Origin of the sequence: Oceanisphaera psychrotolerans (genome assembly GCF_001870485.1) — a bacterium.
GTDB lineage: Bacteria > Pseudomonadota > Gammaproteobacteria > Enterobacterales > Aeromonadaceae > Oceanimonas > Oceanimonas psychrotolerans.
This window is the reverse complement of record NZ_MDKE01000011.1, coordinates 341,403-360,849: the sequence shown is the minus strand read 5'-3', so window position 1 is coordinate 360,849 and position 19,447 is coordinate 341,403. Positions and strand designations below refer to the sequence as shown.

The 19,447-nt window shown below is 59.5% G+C and carries 12 protein-coding genes and 2 pseudogenes; 7 read left to right on the top strand and 7 right to left on the bottom strand.

The genetic code is table 11. The features are described from left to right. Positions 1–16: 16 nt before the first annotated feature. The 7 genes from coaE to BFR47_RS05775 form a co-directional block, all read right to left on the bottom strand. Positions 17–628, bottom strand: a complete 612-nt coding sequence (coaE, locus tag BFR47_RS05800) for a dephospho-CoA kinase (RefSeq protein ID WP_245748811.1) — start codon at positions 626–628, stop codon at positions 17–19. Then, positions 625–1,491 carry a prepilin peptidase gene (locus BFR47_RS05795; protein WP_071472176.1) on the bottom strand — a complete coding sequence of 289 codons (867 nt, stop codon included), beginning with the start codon at positions 1,489–1,491 and terminating at the stop codon, positions 625–627. Before BFR47_RS05795 ends, coaE begins: the two co-directional genes overlap by 4 nt. 47 nt (positions 1,492–1,538) lie before the next feature. Then, on the bottom strand, positions 1,539–2,765 hold the full coding sequence (locus BFR47_RS05790) for a type II secretion system F family protein (protein ID WP_071472175.1): 1,227 nt from the start codon (positions 2,763–2,765) through the stop codon (positions 1,539–1,541). A gap of 42 nt (positions 2,766–2,807) precedes the next feature. Further along, positions 2,808–4,523: a type IV-A pilus assembly ATPase PilB gene (pilB, locus tag BFR47_RS05785; protein WP_071472174.1), complete on the bottom strand. Its 1,716-nt coding sequence runs from the start codon at positions 4,521–4,523 to the stop codon at positions 2,808–2,810. Positions 4,524–4,526: 3 nt separating this feature from the next. Next, positions 4,527–4,961 carry a pilin gene (locus BFR47_RS17435; protein ID WP_083399024.1) on the bottom strand — a complete coding sequence of 145 codons (435 nt, stop codon included), beginning with the start codon at positions 4,959–4,961 and terminating at the stop codon, positions 4,527–4,529. A gap of 432 nt (positions 4,962–5,393) precedes the next feature. After that, positions 5,394–6,236, bottom strand: a complete 843-nt coding sequence (gene nadC, locus BFR47_RS05780) for a carboxylating nicotinate-nucleotide diphosphorylase (RefSeq protein ID WP_071472227.1) — start codon at positions 6,234–6,236, stop codon at positions 5,394–5,396. A 107-nt stretch (positions 6,237–6,343) separates the two neighbouring features. After that, positions 6,344–6,862, bottom strand: coding sequence for a retropepsin-like aspartic protease family protein (locus BFR47_RS05775; RefSeq protein ID WP_071472173.1), 519 nt, complete (start codon positions 6,860–6,862; stop codon positions 6,344–6,346). Positions 6,863–6,943: 81 nt separating this feature from the next. Here BFR47_RS05775 and ampD point away from each other — a divergent pair, with 81 nt between their 5' ends. From ampD to BFR47_RS05740, 7 genes and pseudogenes are all read left to right on the top strand, one after another. Next, positions 6,944–7,489 carry a 1,6-anhydro-N-acetylmuramyl-L-alanine amidase AmpD gene (ampD, locus tag BFR47_RS05770; protein ID WP_071472172.1) on the top strand — a complete coding sequence of 182 codons (546 nt, stop codon included), beginning with the start codon at positions 6,944–6,946 and terminating at the stop codon, positions 7,487–7,489. Positions 7,490–7,806: 317 nt separating this feature from the next. Further along, entirely contained in the window at positions 7,807–8,568 is a 762-nt protein-coding gene (gene pdhR / locus BFR47_RS05765) for a pyruvate dehydrogenase complex transcriptional repressor PdhR (protein WP_071472171.1), read from the top strand. 61 nt (positions 8,569–8,629) lie between these two features. Further along, a complete protein-coding gene (gene aceE, locus BFR47_RS05760; protein WP_071472170.1) occupies positions 8,630–11,290 on the top strand; it encodes a pyruvate dehydrogenase (acetyl-transferring), homodimeric type in 2,661 nt (886 codons plus the stop codon). Between the two features lie 10 nt (positions 11,291–11,300). After that, positions 11,301–13,195 (top strand): annotated as a pseudogene (aceF, locus tag BFR47_RS05755) (pyruvate dehydrogenase complex dihydrolipoyllysine-residue acetyltransferase). A 152-nt stretch (positions 13,196–13,347) separates the two neighbouring features. After that, a complete protein-coding gene (lpdA, locus tag BFR47_RS05750; RefSeq protein ID WP_071472169.1) occupies positions 13,348–14,775 on the top strand; it encodes a dihydrolipoyl dehydrogenase in 1,428 nt (475 codons plus the stop codon). 205 nt (positions 14,776–14,980) lie between these two features. Beyond that, on the top strand, positions 14,981–16,855 hold the full coding sequence (locus BFR47_RS05745; protein ID WP_071472168.1) for a HAMP domain-containing methyl-accepting chemotaxis protein: 1,875 nt from the start codon (positions 14,981–14,983) through the stop codon (positions 16,853–16,855). A 151-nt stretch (positions 16,856–17,006) separates the two neighbouring features. Then, positions 17,007–19,267: pseudogene (locus BFR47_RS05740) on the top strand (patatin-like phospholipase family protein). Positions 19,268–19,447: the final 180 nt, after the last annotated feature.

Genomic DNA, 19,447 nt, shown 5'->3' with positions numbered 1-19,447 from the left:
TCAGTCCCTCATCACTTCACAACTTGCCCCCACACGCCAGATCCAGATATTGCCGGTGCAGCCGGGCGACGTCGTCTTTTATCCGGTCGAGATCGGTGCCGTTGTTGTCGAGCACATCGTCGGCGGCGGCCAGGCGTTGCTCCCGACTGGCCTGGGCGGCCATGATGGCGCGGATCTGGGCCTCGTCGGCCTTATCGCGCCGGGTGGTGCGGGCCAGTTGCCGTTCGGCGGAGACATCCACCACCAGCACCCGCTGGCACAGACCGGTGAGGTTGTTTTCCACCAGCAAGGGCACCACCAGCAGGCAATAAGGGGAGGCGGCCTCGGCACAGGCGGTGACCATGCGTTCACGGATCAGCGGATGCAGCAGGGCATTGAGCCAGTCTTTGTCCATCGGGTTGCCGAATACCCGCTGGCGCAGTTCACGTCGGTCGAGGCTGCCGTCATCCGTGATCACGGCGGATCCGAAGCGGGCGGCAATGGCGCCCAGCGCCGGCTGGCCCGGCGCCACCACCTCGCGGGCGATGATGTCTGCATCAACCACATCCACACCCAGCTCGGCAAAGAAGGCAGCCACGGTACTCTTGCCGCTGCCAATGCCTCCGGTCAGGCCCACGATATAAGTCACAGCGCCATACTCCAGTAAAACCCGGTCAGTTGTTTGCCCCATATCAGGTACAACCAGCCTGCCAGTGCCAGCGCCGGACCAAAAGGCAGCACCCGGTCTTCGCCCAGTTTGCGCGAGGCCATCAGCCCTATGCCCAGGGCGGCGCCGGTAAAGGACGCCAGCAGCAGCACCGGCAGCAGTGCCTGCCAGCCAAACCAGGCGCCGATGGCCGCCAGCAGCTTGAAGTCACCGTAGCCCATGCCTTCCTTGCCGGTGGCCAGTTTGAACAGCCAGTACAGGCTCCACAGTATGCCGTAGCCGAAGGCGGCGCCCAGCACGGCCGACTGCAGAGAAACAAAAAGGCCGTTGATGTTCAGCAGCAGCCCCAGCCACAGCAACGGCAGGGTAAGGTCGTCGGGCAGCAGCAGGTGATCGATGTCGATCAGGGTCATGCACAGCAAGGTCCAGCTGAACAGCAGGGCGGCCAGCAATTGCGGGCTGGCGCCGAAGCGCCACAGGGCCAGCGCCGCCAGCGCCGCCGAGGCCAGCTCGACCAGGGGGTAGCGCCTGGCCACACTGGCCTGGCAATAGCGGCACTGGCCCCGTAACCACAACCAGCTGAGGACCGGAATATTGTCGAGCGCCCCCAGTTGATGCCGGCAGTGGGGGCAGCGGGAACGGGGGGTGCAGAGGTTGAAGGGGGGCGCTTCGGCCGGCGTCTGGCCGTTAAGCTCGGCGCACTCCCGCTGCCAGTCGCGTTGCAGCATCAGCGGCAGCCGGTGGATCACCACGTTCAGGAAGCTGCCGACCAGCAGCCCCAGCAGGGTAACGAGGAGATAGAGTACGGAAGACTCGGTGGTCAGCCAGTGGTTCAGCTCGGCCATTCAGGTTCCTTGTGAGAGGGGAGAGTGGGACCGCTGGCCGGTGAAGGTCAGCGAACCACATTACCCAGATCAAAGATGGGAAGATACATGGCAATGACCAGGCCGCCAACCAGAATACCCAGCACCACCATGATCAGCGGCTCAATCAGGCTGGTGAGGCCGTCTACCGCATCATCCACCTCCCGCTCGTAAATCACGGCCACCTTGTTCATCATGTCGTCGATGGCACCGGATTCCTCGCCAATCATCACCATCTGCACCACCATGTCCGGGAACAGCTGGGTCGAGCGCAATGCCAGGTTCATCTGCATGCCGGCCATGACCTCGCTGCGTACCTGCATCACCGCCTGGCGATAGACCACATTGCCGCTGGCGCCGGCGGAAGAAACCAGGCCTTCCACCAGCGGGATGCCGGCGGAAAAGGTGGTAGCCAGGGTGCGGGAAAAGCGGGCCAGGGCGGCCTTGTGCAGAATGTCGCCCACCACCGGCAGGCGTAATACGAAACGGTCGGTGGCGTTGCGTACCTTCTCCGAATGACGCCAGGCGCGCACATAGGCGAAGACTGCCACCCCGGTCGCGGCCAGAATATAGAGCCAGTAGTCCTGCATCCAGCGCGACAGCATGATGACCATCTGGGTAAAGGCGGGCAGGGTGGCGCCGAAGCCGGCGAAGATTTCTTCAAACTGCGGGATCACGAACAGCAGCAGTATGCTGGTAACCACGATGGCCACCAGTATCACCATGGCCGGGTAGAACATGGCTTTTTTTATCTTGGATTTGAGGGCTTCTGCTTTTTCCCGGTAGATGGCAATCTGATCGAAGATGTGTTCCAGTGCCCCGGTTTGCTCGCCGGAGTGCACCAGATCGCAGTACAGCTCGTCAAACTGGCGGGGAAATTTGCTCAGCGCCTCGGTCAGCGGGGTGCCGCCTTCCACATCGGCGGCAATGGCCCCGGTCAGTTCGCGGATGCTGCTTTTCTGGGCCGAGCGGGAGATGATTTGCAGGCTTTGCACCAGAGGCACGCCGGCACCGAGCATGGTGGCGACCTGGCGGGTGATTATCGCGATATCCATCGGCTTGATGACATTCTTGCGCTGGGAAAACAGGCTCTCCCGTTTGCGCTTTACCCTGGTGGTGCTGACGCCCTGCCGCTGCAGATCGCGTTTGACCGCCTGCTCATTGACCGCCTGAATAAAGCCGGATACCTTCTGTCCGCGTTTGTTGAGGCCTTCCCACTGGTAGGCCTGAACGCTGTTTTTTTTACTCGTCGCCATGGCTCATCCTTATGCTCGACCGCTCTGAACCGTTGCGCTGATTCAGAGGGTGATACGGTTGACTTCCGCCAGGCTGATAATGCCGAGCCGGGCCTTTTCCAGTGCCGCCTGACGCAGGCTGATCATGCCGGACTCTTCTGCCGCCCTGGCCAGACTCAGGGAGTTGGCGCCGTCCATGATCAGATTGGCCAGGGTATCGTTCATCGGCAGTACTTCGTAGATGCCGATCCGGCCCTTGTAGCCTTCGGTACAGAGTTTGCAGCCGGCGGCCTTGTACAGCCTGGGAGCCGGGTTCAGCTGCGATGGGCTGAAACCGAGTTCCAGCAACTGCTCCTCGGGAACATGCTCTTCGGTCTTGCAGTGGGAGCAGAGTTTGCGCGCCAGTCGCTGGGCCATGATCAGGGTGACCGAAGAGGCAATATTATAGGCGGGCAGCCCCATGTTGCTGAGTCGGGTCAGGGTCTCGGCGGCGGAGTTGGTGTGCAGGGTCGAGAGCACCAGGTGGCCGGTCTGGGCGGCCTTGACCGCAATTTCGGCGGTTTCCAGATCCCGTATTTCCCCCACCATGATGATGTCCGGATCCTGGCGCAGAAAGGCGCGCAGGGCATGGGCAAAGCTCAGGCCCGACTTGGGGTTGATCTGTACCTGATTGATGCCGGGCAGGGTGATTTCCACCGGATCTTCGGCGGTGGAAATATTGGCGCTGACGGTGTTCAGTATGCTCAGGCCGGTGTAGAGCGAGACCGTCTTGCCCGAGCCGGTGGGCCCGGTGACCAGTATCATGCCCTGGGGTTTTTTCAGGGCGCCGAGATACAGCTGTTTCTGCTGTTCGTCGTAGCCGAGCTGGTCGATATCCAGCTTGGCCGCCGAGCTGTCGAGAATACGGATAACGATTTTTTCGCCCCACTGGGTGGGCAGGCTGTTGACCCGCATGTCGACCGACTTGCTGCGAGTCAGTTTGAGTTTGATGCGGCCATCCTGCGGCAGCCGGCGCTCGGCGATGTCCAGCCGGGCCATGACCTTGAGCCGGGCGGCAAAGCGGGTGCTCAGATGGACCGGCGGCGAGGCGACCTCGTGCAGCATGCCGTCGATACGAAAGCGGATACGATAGAAACGTTCATAGGGCTCGAAGTGCAGGTCCGAGGCTTCGCGGCGCACCGCATCGAGCATGATTTTGTTGATGTAACGCACGATGGGGGCGTCTTCATCGATATTGCCCAGATCGTCATTGTGGCGTTCGGCGGGATCTTCTCCCAGCTCGAGTTCGGCAATGTCGGTATCTTCGATATGTTCCAGGTCGAGGGCACCGCCGCCGCCCTGCTGCAGGCGGGCAAGCAGCTGTTGCAGCTTGTCTTCCTCCACCAGGCGGGCGTCGGTGATCAGGTTAAAGCGAAAACCGAAGTCTTCCAAAGCGGACACATCGGTGGGGTCGGACATGGCCAGATACAGCACCTTGCCCTGCAGTATGATAGGCACCACGTGGTGACGCTCAATCAGATCCATGCTCAGATACTGGGGCGGGAGCTGCTCCAGGTCGATGTCGTCCAGATCCGTCAGCGGCAGCCCGTATTCCCGTTCACAGAAGTGAGCCAGCTGCTCGCTGGACAGAAAATGCTGCTCCACCAGCACGGTGCTGAGAGGCTTGCGTTCCTGCCGGGCCTTGGCCTGGGCCAGATCCAGATCCTCGGCGGTCACCAGACTGGAAGCGGCCAGGCTTCTGGCCAGGCCGCTTCTGGAACTGTCGATCGGCATGGTCATGTATTAGCAGAGGCCTGCTGAAACACAGCTGCCACCAGCACTCCATATGAGTCTTGCTCCGGAAGCTTCGCTTGTCAAAACATAATCTTCACTACCAACTGTGCTTGTGCCGAGAGCTGTAACGGTCCAAGGACCTGCAGAAGCAGTGCCTCCTGAAACAGCAACTGTTACGCTAGCAACGTTGGCTGTAACAACAGCGCCACTGACTGCGCTTGTCCCCCTAGCCGTACAGTCTGTTCCGCTTGTTTGGTAACACACTTCGATCGCTGTTTTTGCCGGTCCGACTGCGGCTATTACCTCACTGAACTTGGCTCTTTGGGTATAGGTCTGATAGGCCGGCAGTGCCACTGCCGCCAGAATGGCGACGATGGCCACCACTATCATCAGTTCGATCAGGGTAAAACCGCCCTGGCGGCGTGTCATCGGGAGCTTGTTCATATCATCATCCTTGATCCGAGAAGAGGTTGTTACGTTACTAGTCGTTACTGGTCATTAAATAATCGTCAACGCTTGTCTTGCCACTACCTGCTAACCGTCTTGCTACTTGCCTTGCCAATCGGGGCGTTAATTGAAGCCCGCCTAATATCTATAGCAACTCCCCGCAGCTTTGCCTAATAAATTTATAGAAATTTTGAGAGCGAACGGCGATTAATTTCGCGCAACCTGTCTATTTTTTGAGCTGGTGATATTTTGGTTTTGCGCTACGTCGAGCGGCTCATACCGGCAGCTCACAACAACTGTCGGTTATTTCTGCGATCATCGTTTCGGGGGCAGTCAGTCGTAAAGGGAGCGGGTCAAAAACAAGGCGCCGTCCCTGCGGGGACGCGCCGAAATGCATGGAAAGCAGGAGCTATGGCAGCAGGGTCTGGCTCAGTTCTGCACCCGCATCGACAGATCCATGGCCTGTACATGTTTGGTCAGGGCGCCCACCGAGATATAGTCCACTCCGGTGGCGGCGTAGTCGGCGATGGTGTCGAGGGTGACGTTGCCGGACACTTCCAGTTTGGCCCGGCCGGCGGTGGTGGCCACGGCGGTGCGCATATCGGGCACGCTGAAGTTGTCGAGCATGATGATGTCGGCGCCGGCGGCCAGGGCCAGCTCCAGCTCGGCCAGGGATTCCACTTCCACTTCCACCGGTTTTTCCGGTTGCAGGCGGCGCGCCGCCGCCACCGCCTGATCAATGCCACCGCAGGCGAAGATATGATTTTCCTTGATCAAATAGGCGTCATACAGCCCCATACGGTGGTTATGGCCGCCGCCGCAGGTGACCGCATATTTCAGCGCCTGACGCAGGCCGGGCAGGGTCTTGCGGGTATCGAGCAAACGGCAACGGGTGCCGGCCAGTTGATCAACATAGCGGCGGGTCTGGGTCGCCACGCCCGACAGGGTCTGAATAAAGTTCAGGGCGGTGCGCTCGCCGGTCATCAGCGCCCGGGCCGGGCCGGTCAGCGTCAGCAGGCGCTGGTTGGCGCTGACCCGGTCGCCGTCTGCTACCTGCCAGTCGAGTCTGACCTCGTCACCCAATTGCAGAAAGGTCTCGTCGGCAAAGGCGCGGCCGCAGAAAATGCCGTCTTCCCGGGTGATCAGGTGGGCGGTGACCTGCTGCGTTGCAGGCAGCAACTGGGCGGTAATATCCAGTTGCGGATCCGGGGTGCCGCCCAGATCTTCACTCAGGGCGGCGATGACGTTACGGCGGATTTCTTGAGCCTGCATGGTGTTGTGCATGTGCCTTACCTTTAAGTTCACTTGGTTTGATATACGGTGGTACAGAAATGGTGGTACCTGAGTCGTGGTGCCGGCTTCAGCCTGGCCGGCGCCTTTCAGGGCTCATCGGTGACATATTTTATGGTCAGGCGCGAGCCCCGCTGAGTCAGCTCGAACTGGCGCAGGGCATTCATGCCCAGCAGCACTTCATCGCCCTGGCTCGGCATGATAATGGCGTCCAGATCGTACAGGGTGAGCGGCCCCAGCGACAATACTTTAATGTGGGTACGGTAGCCGGTCACCTGGCCGGCGGCGGTATGCAGGGCCAGTTTGCGCCCTACGGGCAGTTCCAGCCGTGCCGCCACCGGCTGGGGCACCGCCATCTGGGTGGCGCCGGTATCCAGCAGCAGTACTATGGGCCGGCCGTTGATGGCCCCGTCCAGCAGATAGTGGCCCTGATGGTTCTGCTCCAGCACCAGGGTATGACTGTTGAGTTGTTGCAGCTGACGATTGGGATAATAGTCCTGCTCCAGTTTTTGCTGAAAAAACCAGGTCAGCAGCAGCAGTGCCAGTATCCACACCAGCAGCCACATCAAGCGCCCCGTTTTTCGTGTGCTGTCGCCGTTATTTGCCATGGTGGTTCCTCGCGGCACTGTGCCGCACCGGGCCGGTTAAACTGTTAGTATACCCGCGGTGAACATTGGTTTGGGGTTGATATGTCTTTTCAGTTGACGACGCCGGGCTGGCTGCTGCCTGCCCGCCATTGTGTTTCTCCGCATTGTGACGAGCGGCCCGGGGGCGAGATATCGCTGCTGGTGGTGCATTGTATCAGCCTGCCGCCGGGGCGCTTTGGCGAATCCTATATAGACGATCTGTTCATGGGGCGGCTGGATCCTGCCGCCGATCCCTACTTTGCCGATATCCATCAGCTGCGGGTGTCGGCTCACTGTCTGATCCGCCGGGATGGCGAGCTGGTGCAATATGTGCCTTTCGAGCGGCGCGCCTGGCATGCGGGGCTGTCCCGTTTCGACGGGCGGGAGCGATGCAACGATTTTTCCGTCGGCATCGAGCTGGAAGGCACCGACACCGGCGATTATACCGATGCCCAGTATCGGGTGCTGGCCGCGGTCACGACCGCATTGATGCAGGCCTATACCGCCATCACGCCCGAGCGCATCACCGGCCACAGCGATATTGCCCCCGGCCGCAAGACCGATCCGGGGCCGGGCTTCGACTGGGCGCGTTTTCGAGCCATGCTGTGAGCCGTTCGCGCGCTCTCGGCTGATACGCCAGAGGCCCTCTTGCCTGCTCCGGCAGGCTGCAAGCAGATACCCGGGACATCCATCACATGACATCCTCGTCATCTGATGGATGTCCCGCCGTTTTTTCGTTGGTCTTACCAATTTGATGATTGGTGTTTTGCCGGCGTTGAACTATCTTCATGGGCTAATCCGCTTTTCACTGGTGGTTATGTAATCCATTGTGTGCAATCCGGATCAAATAAATGGACATTTCGTACCTGCTCTGATACCTTTTTTTAACAGTGTTAATTGGTCTTACCAATTTTAGATCGGACCTCATGTCATACCAGCGTATCAAACAGCCTAAACTCGCCGACACCATCGCCGCCAAAATCGAGCAGATGATAGTGGAAGGCAGCCTGCAGCCCGGACAACGACTGTTGCCGGAGCGGGAGCTTGCCGAGCAGTTCGCCGTATCCCGCCCCTCGGTGCGAGAGGCGATTCAGCAACTGGAGGCGCGTGGGCTGGTATCCCGACGCCAGGGGGGCGGCACCTATGTGCAGAATGCCCTGACCAAGGGCCTGGCCGATCCCCTGTTTCAGCTGCTGGCCGAACACCCGGAGTCGCAATACGATCTGCTGGAGTTCCGTCATACCATGGAGGGCATTTCCGCCTTCTATGCGGCCATGCGTGGCACCGAGGCGGATTTCGACTCCATCCGCGAGGCCCAGCAGGCCATAGTGCGGGCGCAGGAGAAAGGGGATCTGCCGGCCGAGGCCAAGGCCGCCGCCGAGTTTTATCTGGCGGTGGCGGCGGCGGCGCACAACGTGGTGCTGCTGCATCTGTTGCGGGCCATTCAGCCGATGCTGGAGTCCAGCATACTGCGCAATATCAAGATTCTTAACCGGCGCGCCGGTATGGTGGAGAGGATTCGTGTTCATCGCGCCAATCTGATCCAGAGCATACTGTCTCGCGAGCCGGAACAGGCCAGGGATGCTTGCCATGAGCACCTGGCCTTTATTGAAGAAACCCTGCTCGACATTCAGCGCGAAGAAACCCGCATTCAGCGTTCTCTGCGCCGACATCGCCAGCAGGAATAACAATGCCTTCGGCAACGACGAAACCCATGGGCAGGTGCCCCAAACGAGATAGGAAACAGCCATGTCTGATATCCTGAACAACGATGTGGATTCAATAGAAACTCAGGAGTGGCTTGACGCCCTCGAGTCATTGATCCGTCAAGAAGGACCTGAGCGCGCCCAGTACATTTATGAGCGTCTCACCACCAAAGCCATCAAATCCGGTGTGGCTGTGGCCAGAAATGCCCACGCAGACTACGTCAACAGCATCAAGTCTGAAGACGAGCCTGAGTACCCGGGTAACTGGGATCTGGAACGTCGTATCCGCGCCATTATCCGCTGGAACTCGCTGATGATCGTGCTGCGCGGCTCCAAGAAAGACTTGGATCTGGGTGGACACATGTCTTCCTTCTCTTCCAGTGCCACCATGTACGAAGTGGCGTTCAACCACTTCTATCGCGCCCGTAACGAAAAAGACGGCGGCGATCTGGTGTTCTTCCAGGGTCATATCTCCCCCGGCATCTATGCCCGCGCCTTTGCCGAAGGCCGCCTGACCGCCGCCCAGCTGGACATGTTCCGTCAGGAGGTGGACGGCAAGGGGCTTCCGTCCTACCCGCATCCCAAGCTGATGCCGGACTTCTGGCAGTTCCCGACCGTATCCATGGGTCTGGGTCCGATCAACGCCATCTATCAGGCTCGCTTCCTCAAGTACCTGACCAACCGTGGCCTGAAAGACTGCTCCGAGCAGCGCGTATACGCCTACCTGGGCGACGGCGAGATGGACGAGCCGGAATCCAAGGGTGCCATCACCATCGCGGCGCGCGAGAAGCTGGACAACCTGTGCTTCGTCATCAACTGTAACCTGCAGCGTCTGGACGGTCCCGTTATCGGTAACGGCAAGATCATCGACGAGCTGGACGGTGTCTTCAACGGTGCCGGCTGGAACGTGGTCAAGGTGATCTGGGGTCGTCGCTGGGACGAGCTGATCGCCAGAGACAAGAGCGGCAAGCTGGTTCAGCTGATGAACGAAACCGTTGACGGTGACTACCAGACCTTCAAGTCCAAGGACGGTGCCTATGTGCGCAAGCACTTCTTCGGTAAGTATCCCGAGACATTGGAACTGGTCAAGGACATGTCCGACGAGGAAATCTTCGCCCTCAACCGGGGTGGTCACGATCCGGCCAAGATGTACGCAGCATACAAAAATGCAGCCGACACCAAAGGCAAGCCGACCGTTATTCTGGCCAAGACCATCAAGGGTTACGGCATGGGTGACGCGGCCGAAGGCAAGAACATCGCCCACCAGGTCAAGAAGATGGACATGTCTTCGCTCAAACACTTCCGCGACCGCTTCAACATCGAAGTGAGCGATGAAGATCTGCCCAACCTGCCCTACATCGAAATCCAGGAAGGCAGTCGCGAGCACGAATATCTGCATGCCCGCCGTCAGGCGCTGAAAGGCTATGTACCGACTCGCCTGGAGCAGACCACCGACAAGCTGCAGATCCCCGCACTGGCCGAGTTCCAGCCGCTGCTGGAAGAGCAGAAGCGTGAAGTGTCCACCACCATGGCCTTCGTTCGTGCCCTGAACATCATGCTCAAGAACAAGTCCATCGGCGAGCGCATCGTCCCGATCCTGGCCGATGAAGCCCGTACCTTCGGTATGGAAGGCCTGTTCCGTCAGATTGGTATCTACAGCCCCAACGGTCAGACCTATACGCCGCAGGATCGTGAGCAGGTGGCCTACTACAAGGAAGACATCAAGGGTCAGGTACTGCAGGAAGGTATCAACGAGCTGGGGGCCACCTCTTCCTGGCTGGCAGCCGCGACTTCCTACAGCACCAACGACTTCCCGATGATTCCGTTCTACATCTACTACTCGATGTTCGGTTTCCAGCGGGTGGGTGACCTGTGCTGGCTGGCCGGTGACCAACAGGCCCGCGGCTTCATGATCGGCGGTACTTCCGGCCGTACCACCCTGAACGGTGAAGGCCTGCAGCACGAAGATGGTCACAGCCACATTCAGGCGAACGTGATCCCCAACTGTATAAGCTATGATCCGACTTACGTTTATGAAGTGGCGGTGATCGTACAGGACGGCCTGCGTCGCATGTATGGCGACAACCCGGAAAACATCTACTACTACATCACGACCCTGAACGAAAACTACCATCACCCCGCGATGCCGGAAGGCGCCGAGGAAGGTATCCGCAAGGGTATCTACAAGCTGGATACCGTGGCCGGCGACAAGGGCAAGGTTCAGCTGATGGGCTCCGGCACCATCCTGAACGACGTGCGTGAAGCGGCCAGGATCCTGGCCGAAGAGTACGGTATCGGCTCCGACGTGTTCAGCGTACCGTCCTTCAACGAACTGACCCGTGACGGTCAGGACGTCGAGCGCTGGAACATGCTGCACCCGACTTCCGAGCCGCGCGTGCCTTACATCGCTCAGGTCATGGGTAATGAGCCGGCCATCGCCGCGACCGATTACATGAAGAACTACGCCGAACAGGTTCGTGCCTTCATGCCGTCCGTCAGCTACAAGGTACTGGGTACCGATGGTTTCGGCCGCTCCGACAGCCGTGAAAACCTGCGTCGTCACTTCGAAGTGAACAAGCACTATGTGGTGATTGCCGCACTGACCGAGCTGGCCAAGCAGGGCACCGTAGACAAGCAGGTTGTGGCCGACGCCATCACCAAATACGGCATCGACGCCGACAAGATCAACCCGCTGTACGCATAAGGGGTAATACATGTCTAAAGATATTCTGGTGCCGGATATCGGCGCAGACGAGGTTGAAGTAACCGAGATCCTGGTAGCCGTGGGCGACAAGGTCGAGGAAGAACAGTCCATCCTCGCCGTGGAAGGTGACAAGGCCTCGATGGAAGTGCCTGCCCCCGCCGCCGGCGTGGTCAAGGAAATCAAGATTGCCGTGGGCGACAAGGTCAACACCGGTAGCCTGGTCATGGTATTCGAAGCAGAGGGCGGCGCCGCCGCCCCGGCTGAAGCCGCTCCTGCTGCCGAAGCCCCTGCGGCGGCGGCTCCGGCCGCCACCGCCTCTGCCCTGAAAGAAGTGCAGGTGCCGGACATCGGCGGTGATGAAGTCGAAGTGACCGAAATCGCCGTTGCCGTCGGCGACACCGTAACCGAAGAGCAGACCCTGATTGCGGTAGAGGGCGACAAGGCGTCGATGGAAGTGCCTGCTCCCTTCGGCGGTAAAGTGGTAGAAATCAAGATTGCCGTGGGCGACAAGGTCAACACCGGCTCGCTGATCATGGTATTCGAAGTGGCCGGTGAAGCTGCTCCCGCCGCCGCCCCTGAGGCGTCTGCTTCTGCTGCCGCGCCTGCCGCTTCCGCAGCGGCCGCCGCCAAAGACGTGCAGGTGCCGGACATCGGCGGTGACGAAGTGGAAGTTACCGAGGTGATGGTCGCGGTGGGCGACAAGGTTGCCGCCGAACAGTCCATTCTGGCCGTGGAGGGCGACAAGGCCTCCATGGAAGTGCCCGCGCCGTTCGCCGGTGTGGTCAAGGAAATCAAGGTTGCCACCGGCGACAAGGTATCTACCGGCTCCCTGGTGATGGTGTTTGAAGTGGAAGGTGCCGCGCCGGCTCCGGCCGCTACTGCCCCTGCCGCCGCCGCGCCGGCTGCCAAGGCCGAAGCGCCCAAGGCTGCTCCTGCCGCCGCTGCACCGGCCGCCAAGGCCGCGTTCGTCGAGAACAGCGCCTACGTGCACGCCACCCCTGTGGTGCGTCGTCTGGCCCGTGAGTTCGGTGTCGACCTGTCCAATGTTGCCGCTACCGGTCCCAAGAGCCGCATCCTGAAGGAAGATGTCCAGACCTACGTCAAGGGCATCATCAAGCGGGTTGAAGGCCAGCCGGCAGGTGTAGCCGTGGCCGGTGGTGGCATGGAAGTGCTGGCCTGGCCGAAGGTTGATTTTGCCAAGTTCGGTGAAGTCGAAGAAGTGGCCCTGACCCGCATCCAGAAGATTTCCGGTCCCAACCTGCATCGCAACTGGGTGAAAATCCCGCACGTGACGCAGTTTGACGAAACCGATATCACCGAGCTGGAAGAGTTCCGCAAGCAAGAGAACGCCATCGCCGACAAGCAGAAGCTGGGTTACAAGATCTCCCCGCTGATCTTCATCATGAAGGCTGCTGCCAAGCGCTGGAAGCCTATCCCAAGTTCTGTTCTTCACTGTCACAAGACGGTCAGTCTCTGGTGATGAAGAAGTACATCCACATCGGTGTGGCGGTAGATACCCCCAACGGTCTGGTGGTGCCGGTAGTACGCGATGTGAACAAGAAAGGCATTCGCGATCTGGCACTGGAGCTGGGTGAAATCTCCAAGAAGGCCCGTGCCGGCAAGCTGACCGCTGCCGACATGCAGGGCGGTTGTTTCACCATTTCGTCGCTGGGCGGTATCGGTGGCACCCAGTTCACGCCTATCGTGAATGCGCCGGAAGTGGCCATTCTGGGTGTGTCCAAGTCCAGCATCAAGCCGGTGTGGAACGGCAAAGAGTTTGAACCTCGCCTGATGCAGCCGCTGGCGCTGTCTTACGACCACCGGGTGATTGACGGCGCCGACGGTGCCCGTTTCATCACCATGCTGAGTGGTGTGTTGAGCGACCTTCGTCGTTTGGCCCTTTAATGTGACAAGGCAGGCATTAGCCTGCCTTTTTACTTTCTTTTTAACAACAGAACAGTAAACTTTGGCCCGTTTATCATGTAGTGGTCATATCGAGTCTGTACTTTCCCGTGGCCATTGCTTGAACGGGGCTAAAAATCATAATAGAGGTCACCATGAGTCAAGAAGTCAAAGCTCAGGTTGTGGTATTGGGCGCGGGCCCTGCCGGCTATTCAGCCGCTTTCCGCGCTGCCGATCTGGGTCTGGAAACCGTAATCGTTGAGCGTTATTCAACTCTGGGCGGCGTTTGTCTGAACGTTGGCTGTATTCCTTCCAAAGCGTTGCTGCACATTGCCAAGGTCATCGAAGAATCCAAGACGATGGCCAGCCACGGTGTGACTTTTGGCGAGCCCCAAATCGATCTGGACAAGGTTCGTGCACACAAAGAAAAAGTGATCGGTCAGCTGACTCAGGGTCTGGGTGGCATGGCCAAGATGCGCAAGGTCAAGGTCGTGAACGGTTTTGCCAAGTTCACCGGTGCCAACACCATGGTCGTGGAAGGTGAAGCGGGTAACACCACCATCAACTTCGACAACGCCATCATCGCCGCCGGCTCCCGTCCGATCAAGCTGCCGTTTATCCCGCATGAAGATCCCCGCATCTGGGATTCTACCGACGCGCTGGAACTGAAAGAAGTTCCCGAGAAGCTGCTGGTCATGGGTGGCGGTATTATCGGTCTGGAAATGGGTACCGTGTATCACTCCCTGGGTTCCAAGATCGACGTGGTTGAAATGTTCGATCAGGTGATTCCGGCGGCGGATAAGGATCTCATCAAGATCTATACCAAGCAGGTGAAGAGCAAGTTCAACCTGATGCTGGAAACCAAGGTCACCAAGGTGGAAGCCAAAGACGACGGCATTCACGTGACCATGGAAGACAAGAAAGGCGCGAGCAATACCATCATTTATGACGCCGTGTTGGTGGCCATCGGCCGTACTCCCAACGGCAAGTCGCTGGACGCCGAGAAAGCCGGTGTCAACGTGGACGAGCGTGGCTTCATCAACGTCGACAAACAGCTGCGCACCAATGTGCCGCACATCTATGCCATCGGCGACATCGTCGGTCAGCCGATGCTGGCGCACAAGGGTGTGCACGAAGGTCATGTGGCGGCCGAAGTCATCGCCGGCATGAAGCATTACTTCGACCCGAAAGTGATTCCGTCCATCGCCTATACCGATCCGGAAGTGGCATGGGTAGGTATCACCGAGAAAGAAGCGAAGGAAAAAGGCCTGAACGTAGAAGTGGCCAGCTTCCCCTGGGCCGCTTCCGGCCGCGCCATCGCGTCCGACTCCTCTTTCGGCATGACCAAGCTGATTTTCGACAAGGACACTCACCGTGTTCTGGGCGGCGCTACCATCGGTACCAATGCCGGTGAGCTGCTGGGCGAAATCGGTCTGGCCATCGAAATGGGTGCCGATGCCGAAGACATCGCGCTGACCATTCATGCTCACCCCACTCTGAACGAGTCTGTGGGCATGGCCGCCGAAGTGTTCGAAGGCTCCATCACCGATATGCCGAACCCCAAGGCCAAGAAGAAGAAGTAAGATTCTTTCCTGCTCTGGTGATGTGAAAACGCCCGGCTCTGCCGGGCGTTTTTTTGTCTGCGTGTTATTCGTCGGGAGAGGAGGGGCTCATTTGTGTCGGTGATCACTTTTTATCATGAAAGCCTTCACTTTTTTTCCTATTAACCGATATGGTGAGACACAGTGATAAAAAATGTAGCCACCGACCAACGTAAGGGAAGACAAGATGCTCTCCAAATTAGGCCACCTGAGTGTCAGGGTGAAGCTGACCCTGGGTTTTGCGCTGGTGTTGCTGGCGACCTTGACCACCGCCGCGATCAGTTTTTACAGCCTGTCCTCGGTACTTGATCGGGCCGGCAAGCTGGAGCAGGCCCGCGCCATCGACCTGCTGTTTAACAAGGCCCGTCAGCTCGAGAAAAACTACCTGCTGAATGACGATCCCGAACAGCTGAACCTGGCCAAGGAAATGGTGGCGCAAGCCAACGCCCGGGCGGAAGTGCTGCAAGGGGCACTGGTCGAGCCCGACAATCGGGCGTTGGTCGAACAAATCCTGGCCGGTACCCGGGCCTATGAAGCCGAGCTGGATCAGATTGTCACGCTGAATGACGCGGCCCAGCGTCAGATCTTCGAGCTGAACGGTCTGGGTTTTTCCGCCCAGCAACGGGCCGAATATCTCAGTGCCAATGACACCAGTGCCATGAGCTGGCTGGTGCGGCTGGTGGGTATTCGTCTGACCCAGAAAGACTTTGCCCTGAGCCGGAATGAGGTCGACGCCATGCAGCTGTCTTCCCGCCTGCGTGGCCTGCTGGCGACCCTGGAAAACCGGCTGCATATGCAGGAGGATGCCGACGTCCGGGAGCTGTACGACTTGCTCAAACAGTTCCAGCAGCAGCAGCAGGGTTTTATTGATGCGGTTAACGGCCTGGTGGAGGTCGAGCGACGCATCGATACGGCGGCCGAGACCATTGCCGGCAGTATCGACACCCTGGTGTCGAGGCAGCAGGCGAGCATGCACCGGGACAGCAATGCGGCCAAGATGATTATCCTGGCGGTGACCCTGGCGGCGCTGGTGATGGGGGGGCTCTTTGCCTGGCTGATCACCCGCGGCATCGTCAACCCGCTCAAGCTGCTGGTGTTGCAGGCCAACCGCATCGCCGACGGGGATCTGAGTCTGGATATCCGGCATCGACGCAAGGATGAACTGGGCGGGTTGATGGACTGCATGCAGACCATGACCCTGAACCTGCGTCAACTGGTCGGCGAGCTTGACCAGAGCGCCAGTCACATTGCCAGCTCGGCGCAGGAGCTGTCGGCGGTCTCGGAGCAGACCCGCAGCGGGGTCAATCAGCAGCGGCTGGAGCTGGAGCAGGTCTCCACCGCCATGAACGAGATGGCCGCGACCGTACAGGAAGTGGCCCGCCATGCGGAAACCGCCTTCGGCTCAGCCCGTTCCGCCGACAGCGATGCCAGTGCCGGTGACCACAAGGTCGGTCTGACCATCAGCCAGATCAACAGCCTGGCAGATGAAATTCGCCATTCACTCGAAACCATCCATCAGCTGGAAAGTGAGAGCCTGAATATCGGCAGTATTCTCGATGTGATCAAGGGCGTGGCGGAGCAGACCAATCTGCTGGCGCTGAATGCGGCGATAGAAGCCGCCCGGGCCGGCGAACACGGGCGGGGCTTTGCGGTGGTGGCCGACGAGGTGCGCGCCCTGGCCAAGCGCACGCAGCAGGCAACCGCGCAGATTGAAGCGCTGATCCAGGGGCTGCAGAGCAAGGCCCAGGAGTCGGTGATCATGATGGATCGGAGCACCACCATGGCCAGCGAGACGGTCGCCGTTGCCAACGAGGCCGGCGCCTCCATTCATGCCATTACTCGCTCGGTCTCGGATATTCAGCAGATGAACAGTCAGATCGCCACCGCCTCCGAGCAGCAAAGCTCGGTGGCGGAAGAGATCAACCGCTCGGTGTTCAGCATTCGGGAGGTGTCTGAGCATTCCGCCGCCGCTACCGAGCAAACCGCCGCCAGCAGCGCCGAACTGGCTCGCCAGAGTGCCGAGCTGCAGCGCTTGATCGGGCGCTTCCGGCTACCCGCCTGACGCCATGCCCCTTGCGCTCCCGGTACTCCGGGAGCGCAAGGCCCTGCTTCCGCCTCTGCTGATGCATGGCCGACACCACCGTTTTCTTGCTTTTCGCCGATACCGTCCCGCCCTACAATGGCCGCACCTGCTGCCGTCGAGATTTTCCCCCATGCACCGTTATCTGTTGCCTCTGCTGTTGGTGTTGAGCTGTTTCCCGGCCTATTCCCAGGTTCCGGCCCAGCCCGAGCGGCCCAAAATTGCGCTGGTGCTCAGCGGCGGCGGGGCCAAGGGGGCGGCCCACATCGGGGTGATACGGGTGCTGGAGCAACTGCGTATTCCGGTGGACATCGTCACCGGCACCAGTATGGGCGCCTATGTGGCCGGCATGTATGCCCTGGGGCTGGATGCGAACGAGCTGGAGCGGCAGCTGTTGCAGCTGGACTGGAGTCAGGGTTATCAGGACAAGGTGGGGCGAGACGAGTTGTCGCTCCGGCGCAAGCGCCAGAATGACGAGTTTTTGCTGCGTACCGATATCGGCGTCGATCGGCAGTGGCAGCTGAGCCTGCCCGGCGGCTTTTTTCAGGGCCAGGCCATGGGCGCCCTGCTGCGCCAGAGCACCCTCAATCTGCCGGGCCTGCACAGCTTCGATGACCTGCCCATTCCCTTCCGGGCGGTGGCGACCGACATGGAAACAGTGACGCCTGTGGTCTTGAACGAGGGACATCTGGCGACGGTAATGCAGGCCTCCATGTCGGTGCCCGGGGTGTTGCAACCGGTGGTCATAGACGGTCGGCTGCTGGCCGATGGCGGCGTGGTCAACAACATGCCGGTGGATGTGGCACAGGAGCTTGGCGCCGACATCGTGATTGCGGTCGATATCGGTGATGCCATGCTGTCCCGTCAGCAACTGGATGGTGCCCTGGCCATGGTCAGCCAGCTCACCAATTATCTGACCCGTTCCAGCACGCAACGTCAGGTTGCCCTGATGTCGGCAGATGACCTCCTGATCACGCCCGCCATCGAGGGCATCGGCGTCGGTGATTTCGAGCTGATGCCCGAGGCCATTCTCCGGGGTGAGGAGGCGGCACAACGGCTGTTGCCACAATTGCAGGCGTTGTCGCTGAGTGCGGATGACTATTTTGCCTATCAGTCCGGCAAGCTCGATAGACGGGCCAGGTTGCAACGTTCCGATGCGGTTTATCTGGACCGGATCCAGGTGGACAATCGCTCCGGGCTCAGCGAAGAGGTGGTGCGTGACGTGCTGGGGGTGGTGCCGGGGCAGTTCCATCGCACGGAAGAGCTGGAAGCAGGGGTGCGCCGGCTCTATGCCCTGGATGCCTTCGAGCGGGTCAGCTATCGCATCGAAGAGCAGGAAGGCGAGCAGGTGCTGACGGTACAAACCAGCGAAAAAGGCTGGGGGCCGGGTTTTGTCGACCTGAAATTTGCGCTGGAAGACGATTTTTCCACTCGCTCCAACTACGAAATCGGCGCCCAGTTCCGACGCACCAATATCAACATGCTGGGCGGCGAATGGCTGGTGGAAACCACCTTCGGCAGCAACAAGCAGCTGGCTTCCGAATTTTATACACCGCTGGACACCGATTATGATGTGTTCTGGTCGCTGCGCGGCGAGTATCAGAAGCGCAGTCGCAGCTTCTTCTTCGATACCACCGATCCCCAGTATGAGTTGTTCCGGCCACTGACCAGTCTGGACTTTGATTATGCCACCTGGGGCCTGAACAGTGAGCTGGGTTACAACCTCAACCCCTGGAGCGAGCTGGCGCTGGGAGTGCAGGGGCTGGTGGGCGATATCGACGCGCGCAATATCGACACCCGGCTGGATATCGGTTCGGTCGGTCCTTATCTGCGCTTCAGCCACGACACCCTGGATAACGTGTTTTTCCCGACCAGAGGGGAGGCGGCCGAGCTGCGACTGGGCTATTTCCGCAACAGCCTGGATATCGCTGGCGGCAAAGAGAGTGTCAGCGGACTGGATTACGAGCTGGAGTGGCTCAGGCCCTATCGTATCGACCGGCATACTTTCATCGGCAAGCTGGTATTCGGCGGCTCCAGTGCCGAGCAGGCCGTGCCGGTGTTTGCCCGCAGCCTGGGAGGGCTGTTCAATCTGTCCGGCTATCAGCGCGATCAGCTCAACGGACGTTACAGCGGCTTCGGCGGCCTGCTTTATCATTATCGCTGGTTTGACAACGACTTCGGGGCCTTCCGTTCGCCGGTGTATCTGGGCGGCTCGCTCGAACGGGGCGGAGTCTGGAATGCCGGCGCGATGTCGGCTGGGAGTCGGCATTGATGGCGGGCAGTATTTTCATCGGTGTTGACACCAACTGGGGCCCCTTGTATCTGGCGTATGGCCAGGGTGAAGGAGATAAAAACAGTGTTTATTTGTATTTCGGCAATCTGTTCAGTTTTTGATGTTAATGGGTTGTTTTATGATGTTTGGTTGGCGGTGGCATAGAAAATCACGTTTAAAAACATTTGTTTAACCTTGGGTTAGACCAAAGGGGGGAGGGGGCTGATTTTAATTCCCTGTTAAAACTTATATACTGCTGCGGCATCCGCGCGGGTGTCTGTACCAAGGTACCAGCCCCAACA